We start from the raw sequence: 15466 nt of genomic DNA on the forward strand, positions 1-15466 counted from the left end.
CCACCGTGCCAACCGAACCTCTTGTTTTCCTATGAACCGGGACGATTGCGGACCATTCATAGGATTCTCTGAGGCGGCTCACAGGGTAGGCCCGGTGAGCGGGGAGGACCCTGTAACCATCATGCGTAAGACTTCGAACGACCAGCCCGGTCTGGTCCGCCCCGACGGAAACCCCGTACGCGTCCTCGTGGTCGACGACGAACCGGACCTCGTCGAGGTCCTCGCCGCGGTGCTGAAGTACGAGGGATGGGAGGTGCGCACGGCGGGCGACGGGACGTCGGCCGTGCAGGAGGCACGGGAGTTCCAGCCCGACGCGGTGCTGCTGGACGTGATGCTGCCCGACTTCGACGGGCTGGAGGTGCTGCGCCGCCTGCGTGCCGAGGCCCCGGACGTGTGCGTGCTGTTCCTGACCGCGCGTGACGCGGTGGAGGACCGCATCGCGGGCATCACGGCGGGCGGGGACGACTACGTGACCAAACCGTTCAGCCTGGAGGAGGTGCTCGCCCGGCTGCGCGGGCTGCTGCGCCGCGCCGGCATGGCGCGCAGCGCCGAGGGCGACCGGCTGGTGGTGGGCGACCTGATGATGGACGAGGACGCCCGCGAGGTGACACGGGAGGGGGAGCTGGTCGAGCTCACGCCGACCGAGTTCGAGTTGCTGCGCTTCCTCATGCGCAACCCCCGGCGCGTGCTGAGCAAGGCGCAGATCCTCGACCGCGTCTGGTCGTACGACTTCGGCGGGCAGGCGCACGTGGTCGAGCTGTACATCAGCTACCTGCGCAAGAAGATCGACGCCGGCCGCAGGCCGCTGATCCACACGGTGCGGGGCGTGGGATACGTCCTGCGGCCGTGACCGGTCCGCCGCGCCGGGCCGCGCCGCGCCGGCGCCGCCTCCTTCGCCTGGTGCCCACGACGCTGCGGGCCCGCCTGGTGGTGGGCACGCTGGTGCTGCTCGTGCTCGCCTGCGCCGCGGCCGGAGCGGCCTCGTCCCTCCTGCTCGAACGGTTCATGGTCGAACGGCTGGACCAGCAGCTGTCCGTGACGGCCGGGCGGTTCGCGGCGAGCCTGGTCCACGAGGAGCACGAGCACGGATATCCGCGCAATCCGTACGGCGAGCGCGGGGACTCGCGCGGGCAGGCGACCGGCACGCTGGGCGCGTTCGTCCGGGACGGTGAGGTGGGCGCCGCAGTGGTGGGCCGGGCCGACCCGGTCCTGTCGGCCGCGGACCGGAAGGCGCTGGCCGCCGTCCCGGCCGACGGGCTCGGGCATACGGTGGAACTGTCCTCGGGCGGCCTCGGCGACTACCGGGTGACGGGCGTCCGCGATCCCGACGGGGATCTGCTCGTCACCGGCCTGCCGCTGGACGACGTGCACGCCACCGTGCGGCGCCTGCAGATCGCCGAGATCGGGGTGTTCGCCGTCGTCGTGCTCGTGACCGGGATCGCCGGGGCCGTCTGGGTGAGGCTGTCGCTGCGCCCGCTCGACCGGGTCGCGGCCACGGCCCGGCGCGTGGCCCGCCTGCCGCTCGCCGACGGTGAGGTGGCGCTGCCCGAGGGGGTGCCCGACGAGGACCCCCGCACCGAGATCGGCCAGGTGGGGGAGGCCTTCAACCGCATGCTCGGCCACGTGGGCCGGGCCCTCGCCCACCGCCACGCCAGCGAGCAGCGGATGCGCACCTTCGCCGCCGACGCCAGCCACGAACTGCGCACCCCGCTCGCCACCGTCCGCGCCCACGTCCAGCTCGCCCGGCGCGACGAGGAGGCCGTCCCCGGCGCCGTACGGCACGCCCTGGAGCGCATCGACGCCGAGTCGGCCCGCATGGGCACGCTCGTGGACGACCTGCTGCTGCTGACACGGCTCGACGCCGGCCGCCCGTTGGCGCGCGAGGAGGTCGACCTGACCCGCCTGGCCATCGACGCCACCGGCGACGCCCGCGCCTACGGGCCCGACCACCGCTGGAGGCTCGACCTGCCCGAGGAGCCGGTCACCGTGCCCGGCGACCCCGACCGGCTCCACCAGGTGGTGGCCAACCTGCTGGGCAACGCCCGTGCGCACACCCCGCCCGGCACGACCGTGACCGTGGCCTTGCGTGTGCCCGGCCCGGACAAGGCGGAGCTGACCGTGACCGACGACGGCCCCGGCATCCCCGGGGACCTGCAGGGCGAGATCTTCGAACGGTTCGTCCGCGCCGACAAGGCCCGCACCCGGGCCTCGGGCGGCAGCGGCCTTGGGCTCGCGATCGTCAAGGCGGTGGTGGCCGCGCACGGCGGCACCGTCGACGTCGAGAGCCGTCCCGGCCGTACGGCGTTCCGCGTGGTGCTGCCCGCCGGCCCTGTGGAGTCGGGCAAAGAGCTTCTCGATTGATCCGGACCGTGATGATCGGTTCCGGTAGTGTCGCCCCCGTCCGATACGGGGAGGGGGACATGGCGGGGCCACGGGCGCTTCGTACCGACGATCCGCGGCAGGTGGGCCTCTACCGGCTGGTCGGCCTTCTCGGCGAGGGCGGCCAGGGGACCGTCTACCAGGGCCTGGCCCCGAGCGGTGAGCCGGTGGCGGTGAAACTGCTGCACGCGCGGTTCGCCGGCGACGACCGGGCGCGTGCCCGGTTCGCGGCCGAGCTGGACCACGCGCGCAGGGTCGCGGCGTTCTGCACGGCCCGGGTGCTGGACGCCGACGTGGCGGGGGATCGTCCCTACATCGTCAGCGAGTTCGTGGCGGGGCCGTCGCTGGCTGAGGTGATCGCCTCGGGCGGGCCGGTGCGGGGCAGCGGGCTGGAGCGGCTGGCGATCGCGACGGTGACCGCGCTGGCGGCGATCCACGAGGCCGGCGTGGTGCACAGGGATTTCAAGCCGGGCAACGTGATCATGGGCGCGGACGGGCCGCGGGTGATCGACTTCGGGATCGCGCGGGCGCTGGACGCCACCGGCACCATGTCCAGCGCGGTCGTGGGCACTCCCGCCTACATGGCGCCCGAGCAGATCGCGGGGCAGGCGGTCGGTCCTGCCGCCGACGTCTTCGCCTGGGCCTGCACGATGGCCTACGCCGCGAACGGGGCCACCCCGTTCGGGCAGGACTCCATCCCCGCGGTCATGCACCGCATCCTGCACGCCGACCCCGACCTGGGCCCCCTCGACGGCGCACTGATCGGCCCGTTGCGCGAGATCCTCACCGCCTGCCTGGCCAAGGACCCCGGCCGCCGCCCCTCCGCCCGGCAGATCCTGCTGAGCCTCCTCGGCGCCGGCCATCCCGCCGACACCCTGCTCGAAGAAGGCGCCCGCGCCGCCGCCCGCTCCGGTCCCGGCGCAGGCTCACCGCCGTACGACGGGACGCGGCCCTCCGACGTCCCGCCGCCGCGCACGCTGCCGCCGTCCTCCCCGCCCCCGGCCGCCGCCGGCCGGGGACGCGGCGCGCCGCCGATGATCGTCGCGGCGGTGCTGGCGCTGGGCGGGTTCACGGTGCTTCTGGACGGCACCATGATGGGAACGGCCCTGCCCACGATCTGGAGGGACTTGGGGGGGTCGTACGAGGGCGCGCAATGGGTGATCACCGCCTACCTGCCGGCCTCGACGATGATCATTCCCGTCACGGGATGGCTGGCTCAGCGGTTCGGGGCGAAGGCGGTGTGGATCACCGCGCTCGTCCTGTCGTTGGCCGGCTCGGTCCTGTGCGGTCTGGCCTGGTCGCTCGGCGCCCTCATCGCCTTCCGGGTGCTGCAGGGACTCGGCGCCGGAATGATCCTCCCGCTGAGCCGCATCCTCGCCGTGGAGGTCGCCGGCCGCGAACGGCTCGGCCGGGCCATGGCCCTGATCGCGGCGGCCGTGCAGGTGGCGCCCATCGCCGGGCCCGTCGTCGCGGTAGTGGTCGTCGACGTGCTGTCGTGGCGGTGGATCTTCCTGCTCGGCATCCCCCTGCTGCTGCTGACGAGCCTTCTGTCCGCCGTGATCCCCTCCTCGGCACCCGACCCGGCGGCCGCCGGGCGGATCGACATGGGCGGGCTGATCTGCCTGAGCGGCGGGCTGACCGCGGTCGTCTTCGGATTGAGTCAGGTCGGCGGGCCCGCCTCGGTCGCCACGCTCCAGGTCGCACTCCCCCTGACGGCAGGGGTGGGGCTGCTCGCGGCCTACGCGGGGTGGGCGGCCAGGTCCACCAGGCCGCGGGTGGTGGACGTGCGCCTGTTCCGCGACCGCGCGTTCGCCGCCTCGGCCGCCGCGTCGCTGCTCCACCACTTCGTCTTCGCCGCGGCGTTCTTGGTGCCGCTGTACCTCCAGACCGCAGGCGGCCTGTCGGCGTTGCAGGCCGGGTGGTTCTTCGCCGCACAGGGGGTGGGCACGCTCGTCGCGGTGCTCCCGGCCGGCTGGCTCGCCGACGTCTCCCGCAACGCGCGCCTGCCGGTCCTCGCCGGCCTCGCCCTGGTCGCGGCCGGCACGCTTCCCTTCGCCCTCGCCCCGGCGCCCTCGGATCTGACGCTGATGCTGGTCGTGGCACTGTTCGTCCGGGGCGTCGGGCTCGCGTTCGTGGGCACGCCCCTGATGGCGAGTCTCTACCAGTCGCTGCCGGATGCGCAGGTTCCGGCGGCGACGACGGCGAACGCCATGGGCCTGCAGTCCGGCGGCGCCGCGGGGACGGCGATGACGGCGGTGGTGCTGGGGTGGTTCGCCGTCTCCGGCACCTGGAGTTCGGGATACCGCCCGGCGTTCTGGGTGACGCTGGTGGTCGTCGCGCTCACCGTGGTCCCCGTCTTGTTCCTGCCCGCGCGCCGGCCCCGTCGGACGGGCTCCTGACCTCGACCGCAATCCAAAGGGTGCTGTCGAGGGGGTGCTGTGAAACAAATGTTGCATATGAGGAATACTTAGTCGTTGGGGGGGCAGGGGGGTCTTTCTGAGCGGAGGTCCCTCCGCGACAAGAGAGGTGTGCAATGACCGCGACCGCTACCGAGCGCCGCACTGCTGACGGGCTTACCCACCCATGGCCGGATGACCGCTACGAGGTCAGGTGCGACAGGGAGAGCCCGTTCACCGGTAGCCGTGACCGTTACCACTACGCCAAGAACGCCGTGGAGTCGGCGAAGGCACTGGAGAGAGCGGGACTCGCCCGCCGCGTTGTGGTCGTCAGGCTGGCGGACGAGACCGTCATCTACGACCGTGTCGGCGACGTGAACCTGCCTCCCGAGGCGTGGTGATCCGGTAAGTCACGACGTGACATGTCCGGTCGCGTCCAGTTCGTATAACGCAAGACGACGATCCCCCGGGAGTGTGTCCCGGGGGATCGTCTTGTAGGCGTGGCTGGTTGCCGCCGCGCGGGGCGTCAGACGGGCGTGCAGGTGATGCTGGGAGCTCTGTCGCCGCCCCCGCTGGTCATGAGGCCGAAGGCGGTCGAGCCGCCCATCGGAATGTCGCCGTTGTAGCTCTCGTTGCCGAACGCGTAGATGCCCGGCAGGCCGATCACAGGAAGCGACACGGCTCCCCCTACCTGGGTGACGACGGTGCCGTCGGTGTATCGCAACGACACGCGCCAGCCCTTGATCGCCGACGACCCGCTGTTGTGCACGGTCACCTGTGCGATCGCGCCGTGGCTCTGCGAACCGCCCCACACGGTGGTGATCGTGTAGGTCGCCGTGCAGCCGATCGAGTCCGCGGACGCCGGAGCGGCCGTGAGCCCCGCGGCCGCCAGGGCCAGGGCCGCCGTGGCGATCGTCTTCCTGATCATCGATCTCACCCTTTCTCGGCGCTGACGTGGATGCCCGCCTTCCCCGGAGAGGGGTCCGTCCGGGGAAGGCGGGCGACTCGGGCGAGCCCGGGAGCGCGGGCTACGCGGGGGTGCAGGTGATGACCGAGGGAGCGGTGCCCGAGCCGGTGCCGGTGAAGCCGAAGCTCGTGGTGGCGCCGGGGCTCAGGCTGCCGTTCCAGGACAGGTTCTTCACCGTGACGTTCGACCCGCTCTGGCTGACGGTGCCGCTCCACAACTGGGAGACGGTCTGGCCGTTCGGGAACGACCAGGCCACCGTCCAGCCGGAGACGGCCGAGGTGCCGGAGTTGCGTACGGTGACGTCCGCCTGGAAGCCGCCCTGCCACGAGTTGGTGACCTTGTACGTCGCGGTGCAGGCCTTGCCCGTCACCGGCGACGGGCTGGGCGACGGCGAGGCCGACGGGCTGGGCGAAGGCGAAGGCGACGGGGACGGGGACGGCGACGGGGACGGCGAGGCCGACGGGCTGGCCGAGGGCGACGGGGACGCGGACGGCGAGACCGAGGGGCTGGGCGAGGGGGATGGCTCGGTCCCGGGCGCGTTGCCCCAGATCTTGGTCGATCCCGAGTACAGCGTCATGTTCTGCACCGTCACCGGCGTGGACGGCGTAGTGGACACCCCGGTGTACGACCAGTCGTTCGACGGGTCCCACGCACCCGAGCTGGCGATGCGGAACTGCACCTCACGCCGCGACTCCGACTGTCCCTGCGGGGCGATGACCTGGCCGGAGCAGTCGATCGTGACGTAGTAGACCTTGCCGGAGAACTGCGTGGGCCCGGTCGGCGGCTTGCACTGGTTGTAGTTGGCCGTCAGCGTGATCTGGCTCGGCGTCGTGTCGCCGTCGAGGGTGAAGTAGTAGCGGAACGAACCGTCGGTCAGCGCGCGGGCGGGCCAGGCCGAGTGGTTGTAGACCAGCGTCTTGATCTCGGTGAAGTTCTGGCCGGTGGCGTTGACCGCCGCCTGGAGGTAGATCTCCGGGCCGTCGGGGGTCTCCGCGACCGGGAAGTTCGCCAGCGGCGTGCCGCCGTACTCCTTGTACAGCCGCACCAGCGCGCTGGTGAAGCCGGCGTTGTAGTCGGTGGCGACCTCGTTCATCGTGTAGTCGGCCCGGCTGTCGGTGTAGGCGTCGTCGGCCGACTTGGGGCCGCCGACCAGCGCGCCGTACAGGATGTGCCGGCTCTGCTCCGGCTCGCCGTTCAGGTTGTTGGTCCAGGTGCCGTGCGCGGTGCGGTGGTGCGGGTTGCGCGGCGGGTTGGTGCCGAAGCCGATCTCGTACGACGACTTGCGCGGGTTGTCGCCGAGCGCGTAGTTGATCTGCCGCACGGCGAAGTCGTGGTAGCGGGCCTTGCGGGTGGCGTCGGTCAGCCAGTCGCTGTAGTAGAGCGCGACGAACGCGGTGTTGGCGGCGTAGCGGAGCGAGCCCCACGAGTCGAGCACGGCCTGGCCGCCGGGGGAGTAGTTCACCCTCTGCCCGTTCACGCCGACCGTCCACCAGTCGAGCCAGCGGTTCGCGTCGTCGGCGTACTGCTGCTTGCCGGTCAGCTTGGCCAGCAGGGCGTAGCAGCCGTACGACTTGTCGTCCCAGGCGATCGTCCACTTGTACGACTTGGTGGTCGACTGCGGTTCGGTGCCGAGGTTGGCGTAGTACGACTCGGCCTTGGCGAGGTAGGAGGAGTCCTGGGTGGCGCGGTAGAGCCAGATGGCGCCCCACACCAGCTCGTCGTTGTAGCCGCTCCAGGACTTGTAGAAGTTGGCCGCGTCGGTGATGCAGTCGCTGTACTTGCCCCGCACGGTGTCGGCGAACGTGTACAGCTGCTTGGCGTGGGTGAGGAGCTTGTCGGCGTACGCCGGGTCGGTGGGCCGGAAGACGATCGAGGAGGCCGCCATCGCGGCCGCCGTCTCACCGGCCAGGTCGGATCCGCCGCACGAGGAGTCGATCTTGTACGAGGGCCTGCTCATCGGCAGCACCTCGGCCGCCCCCCACCAGGCGTGGTCGGCGTTGCCGCTGCCGACCTGGCCGTACAGCACGTTGGGGGAGGGGTGCGCCTTGACGAAGTAGTCGTTGACGAAGCGCAGGCTGTTCAGCAGGTAGGTGAGCTGCCCTGACGAGGCGTAGGCGTCGCGGTAGTCCACCGCGCCCCACGCGAGCATCGTCGTGCTGAACGCCATCGGCAGGCCGAACTTGACGTGGTCGCCGGCGTCGTACCAGCCGCCGGTCAGGTCCAGGCCGGCGTCCTTGCCGTCGTTCAGCGCCGAGTCGCCGCGCCAGGTGACGCGGTTGGTGGACGGCAGCGTGCCGGACTGCTGGGCCTCGTAGAAGAAGAGCGACTTCTGCAACGCCTCGCCGTAGTTGAACGCCGGGGCCGCGGAAGCCGACTGGGGGACAGCGGCCGGGACGACCGCCGTGGAGATGATCAGCGCCGCCAGTGCAGGGAACGTACGCCGCATGAAGGTGTGCCTCACATAGGTGGGGGGGTCGGGGGCGCGGCGGCGGGTCAGGCGCCGCCGCGCCCCGGCTTACTCGGCCGTGTCCCGGAGGGACACTTCCTGGGGGTGCGGTGAAGGGTCAGGCGACACCGCACCCCGGCTTACGGGGCGTGCTCAGCCGTTGGGGAAGAGCAGGCCGTACTGTCCGAGCGCGGTGGCCACGTCGGTCTGCGCCCAGAAACGGTGGTAGTGGAAGACCGGAGCCGATCCACCGTTCAGGTACGACTGGACCTTCGGCCAGTCCGGGTCGTTCTTGTACCAGGACCGGATGGAGATGAAGGTCGAGTTGCTGTTGATCGGGTCGCCGTTCGGCATCTTGCCGGTCCAGCCGGACGGGACGTAGATCGGGTCGTCGAGGCGGTTGTAGTCGGTGCGGGTCTCGGCCACCGACACGCCCTTGGCGTCCTGGTTGTTCTTCCAGATGCCGTCGAGCAGGGCCTTGGCCGTGGTCTTGGCCTGGGCGTTGCCCGACTTGGCCGCGTAGAACATCAGGACCTTGGCGTACGAACCGGCCACGCCGATGTCGTTGGTGTAGTCCTGGATGCTCACGTGCAGGCCGGTGTTGGCCGGCGGCATCCCGGTGCCGCTGAAGCTGGCGTCCGGCTGGCCGGTCCACCGCAGCGTCGAGGGGATCTGGAAGGTGCCGTCGGAGTTGACGGTGGTGCCGGACAGCGCCCAGGTCACCCACTTGTCGAGCAGCGCCTTGGCGTCGGCGTTGCCGGTGGCGTAGTAGTACTCCGCCACGCGCTCCATCGACCAGGCCTGGAAGCCGAACCACTGGTTGGACGGCGGGTCGTGGTAGACCGGCTGCCAGTCATAGGCCATGCCGAAGAACTTCGGCAGGTTCGACGGCGGGGCGGCGTAGTGGCCCTCCCAGCTGTTGGTCGCGCCACCGGCGATGGCGCCCTCGGCCGACTGCAGCCACTTGTAGAACTGCAGCTGGCGGGTGAGGCTGGTCGACCAGTCGGTGACCGCGGTCGCGCCCTTGGGCTTCAGGGCGTTCACGTTCGACAGCGCCCAGGCCGCCATCGGGTTCTGGTAGCCGCCGTGGTTGTGGCTGGAGCCGATGCGCCAGGCCCATCCGGCCGAGGTGTCGGTCGCGCCGCCCCAGGCGTAGTACCAGGACAGCAGGTAGTTCGACGCGTTCTTGCCGGTGCCCGCCGGGCAGGAGGTGCTGGTGCAGCCTGGCTGCTTGAAGTACTTGTCGTACATCGCGTAGCGCAGGTAGTCGCCCATCTTGGCGGCGTTGGCCACCGCGGTGGAGATCTGCGACTGCTTGCCCTGCTCGGTCGCCCAGGTCAGCGCCCAGTAGGCGGCCTGGACGGCGCGGGCGTCGGCGTCCGGCGCGTTGGTGTACTTCCACTGCTTGGCGTAGCTGCTGTCGCCGGTGAACAGGTCGAGGTACCCGTTCTTGCCGCCGAAGGCGAAGGTGTCGCACGACGGCTGCGGGATGGTCTCGAAGACCGACTCCTCTGGACCGCGCTGGTAGGTGTTGATGTACGCCGGCTTGGTGGTGCCGTCGCCGCAGCGGCCGTAGCCGTAGGTGTTGTCGACGTCCAGCAGCCAGTGCATGCCGTAGATGTCGGAGGTGCCGTAGGCGGACTTCAGCTCGCCCGCGATCGGGTCGCTGCCGACGCTGACGCTGTTGTCCAGCTTCGACGGGTACTGGCTGATGTCGTTCCACTCACCCGCGTACGTCGCCGGCTTGCTGGCGTCGTACTTGTCGTTGGTGGGCTGGTCGGCGTGCGACGGGATGATGTACTTCTCCATCGTCGTCCACGCGGTGTTGAACTTCGTCCAGTCACCGGTGATCTTGCCGTACATCGCCTCCAGCCACAGGTAGTAGCTGAACGCCTCGGACGTCGTCTCGTGGCCCTGGTCGGGAGCCTCCACGAGCAGCGTCTCGACCGAGTGGTACGGCACGCCCTGCGGCGAGAAGTACCCGTTGGCCGGGTCGTGGATCTTGTTGTACATCGTCATGAAGTTGTTGATGTACTGGTTGTTCCCCGGCGAGGGGCTCGTCGACGGCGACGCGGAGGGCGACGCCGAAGGCGAGGCGGAGGGGGACGCCGAGGGGGACGCCGAGGGCGACGCGGAGGGGGACGCCGACGGGCTGACCGAGGGGCTCGGGGACGGGCTGACGGTCGCCCCACAGGTCACGCCGTTGATGGAGAACGAGGCGGGCTTGCTGTTGCTGCCCGACCACGTTCCCTGGAACCCGATGTTGGTCGTGGCGCCGGTGCCGAGGTTCCCGTTCCACGACATGTTCGTGGCCGTGACGGTGGCGCCGCTCTGGCTCCAGTTCGCCGACCAGCCGTTCGACAGCTTCTGCCCGTTGGGGAAGTCGAACTTGAGGGTCCAGCTGCTGATTGAGTCGCCCAGGTTCTTGATGTCCAGGCTGGCCGTGAAACCGCCCGATCCGGAACCCCAGGAGTTGAGCGCGTACTGGACGTCGCAGGCCACGGCGGCGGACGCGGGGGTCTGCGCCAGCCCGACGAGGAGGCCGCCGGACACGGCGGTGGCCGCCAGCAGGGCGAGGCGTCTCCGCGATCGTGGGAGCGCTCCCGTACTCAGAGCTCTCGTTCGCATTTGAGGAGGGTCTCCAAAAGTGGGTTGGGGGTGGGAGCATCGGGTGAAGAAATGCCAGGTGGCGGATTTCGTGGCCGATGCGGGCAAGGGTGAATCTGAACGGATAGGATGGGAGCGCTCCCACCACAGGATTGTGGATTGGGCCCCCGGTATGTCAATGACGGGTTGCCGAGACCTCACGCGGTGACGCCCTCGGGCGGTGAGCCGGGGCCCCTTGCTGGCCTTTTGCCCGCCTGTGGCGGATGTGGCGCTGATTCATAACTGAAACTTTCATCTGTAACAGCCTGGCCGTTCACCCCGGCGAGGCCCGTGGTTAGGGCTCTCGGCTGCGGGTAGGCGCTTCCCAACCCTGGAAGGGAGGCAGGCCATGACCATCCAGAAGGAGTCGCCGTCCACGGGCGAACTCGTCCGCCGGCTGTCCGAGGACGTCTCCCGGCTGATCCGCGACGAACTGCGGCTGGCGCGGCTGGAAATGACTCGCAAGGGCAAACGCGCGGGCATGGGCGCGGGCCTGCTCGGCGCCGCGGGTCTGATCGCGTTCTACGGCGGAGGAGCCCTCGTGGCCACGGCGATCCTGGCGCTCGCGCTGGTGCTGCCGGCCTGGGCGAGCGCCCTGATCATAGGCGCCGCGCTGCTGGCGCTCGCCGGGCTGATCGCCCTGGTGGGCAAGGAGCAGGTGTCCCGGGCGGCGCCGCCCACTCCCGACGAGGCGATGCGCAGCCTCAAAGCAGACATCGACGTCATGAAGGAGAGTGCGCGCAGATGACCGAGACCGACCCCGGAGCGGCCCGGCCGAACGCCGGGACCGTGGGTGTGCACAGACAGGACGTGTCCGAGCCGGTCACCGAGCCGGAGTCGCTGAACGCCGTACGGCAGTCGCGGCCCGGTCCCGAGCCCGTCGCCGCGGCCCGGGACACCGAGACCGGACGGGAACACGAGGAGAAGGGGCACGACGAGATCGCCGAGGTCCGCCAGGAGATCGAGCGGACCCGCGACCACCTCGGCGACACGATCGAGGCCCTGGCCGCCAAGGCCGACGTGAAGGGGCGGGTGCAGGAACGCGTGCACGCGACGACCGCGGCCGCGCGGACCAGGGTGGCCGGTGTCACCGGCCGCGTGCGCGAGGCGACGCCGGAGCCGCTGCGCGGAGCCGCCGGCAAGGTCGGCGAGCAGGCGAAGCGCCGTTCCGGCCTGATCGCCGCCGCCGGAGCCGCGGGCACCGCGCTGCTGCTGCTCCGCCGGATCACCCGGAGCCAGGGCCGTACGGCGAGGCCCGGCGTGTCCGGCATGCTCCAGAAGCCGGGCATCTCCGGCAAGGCAGGCACGCGGGGGATCCGCGGCCTCGGCAGCGCCCGCATGGGCAGGGGGATGTTCGGCACCTCCGGCAAGATCGGCATGCCGCGTGGCGGTGCCCGCACGTTCGGCGCCAGGAGCAGGTTCGGCGGCATCGGCCCGCTCGGTGGCAAGGGGACGTTCGGCGGGAAGAGAACGCGTGGCATGAGCGTGTTCGGCCGCAAGGGCATGTTCGGTGGGACGAGCATGCGCGGCATGTTCGGCCGGTCCGGCATGTTCGGCGGTCGCCGGATGTTCCCGCAGGCACGTCGCACGCTCATGCGGAGGTTCGCGCACCGATGACCGACCCCGAGGACGAGCAGGGGCCGCTGGAGAGGCTGTCGCGCCGCGACTGGATCGGAGTCGTCAAGCGCACGGCCAAGGAGTTCAAGGAGGACAACGTCCCCGACTGGGCGGCCTCGCTGACGTACTACGCCGTCCTTTCGATCTTCCCCGGGCTCATCGTGCTGGTGTCGATACTCGGCCTGCTGGGGCAGAGCGCCACCGACCCGCTGCTCGGGAACATCAAGTCGCTGACGCCGGGGCCGGTCCAGCAGATGCTGCAGACCGGCCTCGCCAACGTCCAGGAGCACCAGGGCACCGCCGGGGTGTTCGCCGTCACGGGTCTGCTGCTCGCGCTGTGGGCGGCCTCCGGCTACATGGGAGCGTTCATCCGGGCGACTAACGCGATCTTCGACATCCGCGAGGGCCGTCCGTTCTGGAAGGTGACCCCGCTCCGGGTGGGGCTGACGCTCCTGCTGGTGATCCTGATGGCGGCCTCCGTGCTCGCCGTCACCTTCACCGGCCGTCTCGCCGAGATCGCGGGGAACCTGCTCGGCCTCGGGCCCGCCGCGGTGACGGTCTGGGGCATCGTGAAGTGGCCGGTCCTCGTGCTGCTCGCGGCGGGAATGATCACCCTGCTCTACTACGCCGCGCCCAACGTCCGCCAGCCCGGCGTGCGGTGGCTCAGCCCCGGCAGCCTGTTCGCCGTCGTGGCCTGGGTCGTGGTGTCCGCCGGCTTCGGGCTGTACGTCGCGCGGTTCGGCTCCTACAACAAGACGTACGGCACGCTCGCGGCCGTGGTCGTCTTCCTCATCTGGCTCTGGCTGTCGAACCTCGTCATCCTCAGCGGCGCGGAACTCGACGCCGAGCTCCAGCGCGGCCGGAGGATCGCCGAGGGCGAGTCCCCCGCGGAGCCGTACGTCGACCCCCGTGATCCCCCGAAGAACCCCGAGCCCGAGGAAGGGCTGAGCGAGGTTCCCGAGCCCCGGCGCGAAGCGCGCCAGGAAACCGACGCGCTGTAGGCGGTGCGCCCGCGGTATCGAAGCCCCCGACCGAGAGATATCTGAGAGAGGCCCGGCCCGTGCCGGGCCTTTCTCATGACCGCGGCTCCGGCGTCCGGCCGTCGTCGGCGCCGGCCGGGGCGGACGGGGTGGCCGGGGCGGCGTTGCGGCGGGCGCGCAGCGCGCGGACCCTGCCCCGGCTCGCGCACGCGGGGGACGGGCACCAGCGCCGGCGCCCCGGCGGGTCGACGAAGACGCCCCTGCAGTCGGGCTCGGGGCAGCTCTTCAGGGCCAGCCGGTCGGAGCCGGTCATGTGGTCCACCGCCTGGCGGGCGATCCGGGCCAGGGCGTGCGCCGTGGTCGCCGGGGGCTCGCGCCGCAGCCGGTCGTCCGCGCTGAGCCGGACCGGGTCGTCGTGCTCGCCGAGGAAGGCGGCCAGGTGGGCCACGGCGTCCGCCGGTGGCGGCCGCTCCTCGACGGTGGCCAGCGCGAGCGTACGCAGCGCCTCCCGCAGCGCCCACGTGCGGTGCAGGTCGTCCTGGCCGGGTGGCCGGGCCGGGGACAGCTCGCACCGCTCCAGCCATTCCGCCAGGCGGGCGGGAGTGGCCAGCCGTTCGACCGGCGCCGCGCTGAACGTGCGGCCTGTGGTGGCGAGCAGGTTCAGCCAGACGGCGCCGCAGTCGAAGCGGAAGGCGAGCTTGTCGTCCGTGGTCACGAGACCAGCGTAACGCCTCAGCCGTTACATCCACTACAGTCCTCCACGTAACGCTCGAAGCGTTACATCGGTGAGGAGGAGTGGGGCATGACGACGAGGCAGGAACGGCACGAGCGGCTGACGCGGACCCGCCCGGACCGCGAGGAGGGATGCCGGCTGCTCGGTCTCCTGCGCGACGAGGCGCTCGGCGACGCGGAGCGGGAGTCCGGACGATGACGGCGGCCGTCCGCACCGTGCTCGGGGACATACCGCCCGAGGACCTGGGGGTCTGTGACTCCCACGACCATCTGTTCTTCGCCTCGCCGGCCCTGCCCGGTCAGGAACTGGACGACGCCGGGGCCGCGCTCGCCGAACTCGACGCCTTCGCCGCTCTCGGCGGGCGCGCGGTGGTGCAGTGGACCCCCTGGGGCTTGGGGCCGCGGGCGGAAGAGTTGCCGGGCCTGTCCCGGCGGTCCGGCGTGCACATCGTGTCCGCCACCGGTCTGCACCAGGCCAGGCACTACGCCCCGGACGAGCTGCGGCGCGTCCGCGGCGGGCTGGCCGGCCTGTTCGTCCGCGAGCTCACCGCCGCCCCCGTGAGAGCGGGCCTGATCAAGGTCGCCGGCGCCTACCATCGGCTCGACGACCACGCGCGGCACGTCATGGCCGCCGCCGCCGAGGCGCACCACGCCACAGACGCGCCCATCGGCGTCCACCTGGAAGCCGGAACCGCGGCCATGGACGTGCTCGACCTGCTGTGCCGTACGCACGGGGTCCCTCCGCGCCGCGTGATCCTCGGGCACCTGCACCGGTTCCCGGACACGCGCGTCCACCGGGAGGCCGCCGAGGCCGGTGCGTTCCTGGCGTTCGACGGTCCGTCGCGGGCGCATCACGGCGGCGACTGGCGCCTGCTGGACTGCCTCGAGGCGCTGGCCGGCGCGGGACACTCCCGCCAGATCCTGCTCGGCGGTGACACGGTCACCGCGGCGGCCCGGTCCGGCGCGGACGGTCCCGGCATGCCGTTCCTGCTCGGCGGCCTGCGCCCGCGGATCGAGCGGGAGCTCGGCCCGGGGGTCGCCTTGGCGATCTTCGTCGAGAATCCGGCCCGGGCGTTCGCCGCCCACTGGCGGCGGCCGTGAACCCGGGAGAGGCCCGGCCGGCGCAGGCCCCGCCTTCTCGACCAGGAGAAAGGACGGGGCCGGGTCCGCTCAGCAGCAGTGCACCATGTCCGCGCTGGCGGGGGTGGACGATGCCGCGGTGATGGCGGCGGTGATGCCGATGGACATGAGGGCGGTGAGTACGGCGGCGATGCGGCGGCGCATAGAAGCTCCTTTTCCGGGT

At 71.3% G+C, this 15466-nt stretch carries 13 protein-coding genes; 9 read left to right on the forward strand and 4 right to left on the reverse strand.

Annotated elements, in window-relative coordinates; genetic code table 11:
- Window positions 1-121: 121 nt before the first annotated feature.
- From Msi02_RS10285 to Msi02_RS10300, 4 genes are all read left to right on the forward strand, one after another.
- A complete protein-coding gene (locus Msi02_RS10285) occupies window positions 122-850 on the forward strand; it encodes a response regulator transcription factor (RefSeq protein ID WP_275414114.1) in 729 nt (242 codons plus the stop codon).
- A gap of 50 nt (window positions 851-900) precedes the next feature.
- Entirely contained in the window at window positions 901-2361 is a 1461-nt protein-coding gene (locus tag Msi02_RS10290; RefSeq protein ID WP_239108277.1) for a sensor histidine kinase, read from the forward strand.
- 59 nt (window positions 2362-2420) lie between these two features.
- Window positions 2421-4778, forward strand: a complete 2358-nt coding sequence (locus tag Msi02_RS10295; RefSeq protein WP_204048128.1) for a bifunctional serine/threonine protein kinase/MFS transporter — start codon at window positions 2421-2423, stop codon at window positions 4776-4778.
- 134 nt (window positions 4779-4912) lie between these two features.
- The gene (locus Msi02_RS10300) at window positions 4913-5176 is read left to right on the forward strand and encodes a hypothetical protein (RefSeq protein ID WP_079317574.1); all 264 of its coding nucleotides are present in this window, start codon (window positions 4913-4915) and stop codon (window positions 5174-5176) included.
- 125 nt (window positions 5177-5301) lie between these two features.
- Here Msi02_RS10300 and Msi02_RS10305 read toward each other — a convergent pair whose 3' ends face one another.
- From Msi02_RS10305 to Msi02_RS10315, 3 genes are all read right to left on the reverse strand, one after another.
- On the reverse strand, window positions 5302-5703 hold the full coding sequence (locus Msi02_RS10305; protein ID WP_204048129.1) for a cellulose binding domain-containing protein: 402 nt from the start codon (window positions 5701-5703) through the stop codon (window positions 5302-5304).
- 100 nt (window positions 5704-5803) lie between these two features.
- Window positions 5804-8188: a glycoside hydrolase family 9 protein gene (locus tag Msi02_RS10310; protein ID WP_204048130.1), complete on the reverse strand. Its 2385-nt coding sequence runs from the start codon at window positions 8186-8188 to the stop codon at window positions 5804-5806.
- A 153-nt stretch (window positions 8189-8341) separates the two neighbouring features.
- Window positions 8342-10816 carry a glycoside hydrolase family 48 protein gene (locus Msi02_RS10315; RefSeq protein WP_204048131.1) on the reverse strand — a complete coding sequence of 825 codons (2475 nt, stop codon included), beginning with the start codon at window positions 10814-10816 and terminating at the stop codon, window positions 8342-8344.
- 367 nt (window positions 10817-11183) lie between these two features.
- On the opposite strand from Msi02_RS10315, the gene Msi02_RS10320 reads away from it, so the two are divergent.
- The 3 genes from Msi02_RS10320 to Msi02_RS10330 are packed head-to-tail and all read left to right on the forward strand — an operon-like array spanning window position 11184 to window position 13452.
- Complete coding sequence (locus Msi02_RS10320) at window positions 11184-11582, forward strand: phage holin family protein (RefSeq protein ID WP_204048132.1); 399 nt, start codon at window positions 11184-11186, stop codon at window positions 11580-11582.
- Window positions 11579-12451 (forward strand): DUF3618 domain-containing protein, encoded by an 873-nt coding sequence (locus Msi02_RS10325; RefSeq protein ID WP_204048133.1) that lies wholly within the window; start codon window positions 11579-11581, stop codon window positions 12449-12451. Before Msi02_RS10320 ends, Msi02_RS10325 begins: the two co-directional genes overlap by 4 nt.
- Entirely contained in the window at window positions 12448-13452 is a 1005-nt protein-coding gene (locus Msi02_RS10330; protein ID WP_204048134.1) for a YihY/virulence factor BrkB family protein, read from the forward strand. Before Msi02_RS10325 ends, Msi02_RS10330 begins: the two co-directional genes overlap by 4 nt.
- Before the next feature lie 73 nt (window positions 13453-13525).
- On the opposite strand, the gene Msi02_RS10335 is transcribed toward Msi02_RS10330, so the two are convergent.
- Window positions 13526-14146: a CGNR zinc finger domain-containing protein gene (locus Msi02_RS10335; protein ID WP_204048135.1), complete on the reverse strand. Its 621-nt coding sequence runs from the start codon at window positions 14144-14146 to the stop codon at window positions 13526-13528.
- Window positions 14147-14233: 87 nt separating this feature from the next.
- Here Msi02_RS10335 and Msi02_RS43910 point away from each other — a divergent pair, with 87 nt between their 5' ends.
- Complete coding sequence (locus Msi02_RS43910; RefSeq protein WP_275414115.1) at window positions 14234-14362, forward strand: hypothetical protein; 129 nt, start codon at window positions 14234-14236, stop codon at window positions 14360-14362.
- Complete coding sequence (locus tag Msi02_RS10340) at window positions 14359-15264, forward strand: phosphotriesterase family protein (RefSeq protein ID WP_204048136.1); 906 nt, start codon at window positions 14359-14361, stop codon at window positions 15262-15264. The genes Msi02_RS43910 and Msi02_RS10340 overlap by 4 nt, the downstream gene beginning before the upstream one ends.
- The last annotated feature ends 202 nt before the right edge of the window (window positions 15265-15466 follow it).

The sequence above is a fragment of the Microbispora siamensis genome, assembly GCF_016863095.1.
Classification (GTDB): domain Bacteria; phylum Actinomycetota; class Actinomycetes; order Streptosporangiales; family Streptosporangiaceae; genus Microbispora; species Microbispora siamensis.

Excerpts from the sequence above, each read along its gene's own strand:
- Msi02_RS43910 (WP_275414115.1), top strand. The coding sequence starts at position 14,234 with ATGACGACGAGGCAGGAACGGCACGAGCGGCTGACGCGGACCCGCCCG.
- Msi02_RS10285 (WP_275414114.1), top strand. The coding sequence starts at position 122 with ATGCGTAAGACTTCGAACGACCAGCCCGGTCTGGTCCGCCCCGACGGA.
- Msi02_RS10295 (WP_204048128.1), top strand. The coding sequence starts at position 2,421 with ATGGCGGGGCCACGGGCGCTTCGTACCGACGATCCGCGGCAGGTGGGC.
- Msi02_RS10305 (WP_204048129.1), bottom strand. The coding sequence starts at position 5,703 with ATGATCAGGAAGACGATCGCCACGGCGGCCCTGGCCCTGGCGGCCGCG.
- Msi02_RS10310 (WP_204048130.1), bottom strand. The coding sequence starts at position 8,188 with ATGCGGCGTACGTTCCCTGCACTGGCGGCGCTGATCATCTCCACGGCG.
- Msi02_RS10340 (WP_204048136.1), top strand. The coding sequence starts at position 14,359 with ATGACGGCGGCCGTCCGCACCGTGCTCGGGGACATACCGCCCGAGGAC.
- Msi02_RS10300 (WP_079317574.1), top strand. The coding sequence starts at position 4,913 with ATGACCGCGACCGCTACCGAGCGCCGCACTGCTGACGGGCTTACCCAC.
- Msi02_RS10325 (WP_204048133.1), top strand. The coding sequence starts at position 11,579 with ATGACCGAGACCGACCCCGGAGCGGCCCGGCCGAACGCCGGGACCGTG.
- Msi02_RS10315 (WP_204048131.1), bottom strand. The coding sequence starts at position 10,816 with ATGCGAACGAGAGCTCTGAGTACGGGAGCGCTCCCACGATCGCGGAGA.
- Msi02_RS10320 (WP_204048132.1), top strand. The coding sequence starts at position 11,184 with ATGACCATCCAGAAGGAGTCGCCGTCCACGGGCGAACTCGTCCGCCGG.
- Msi02_RS10330 (WP_204048134.1), top strand. The coding sequence starts at position 12,448 with ATGACCGACCCCGAGGACGAGCAGGGGCCGCTGGAGAGGCTGTCGCGC.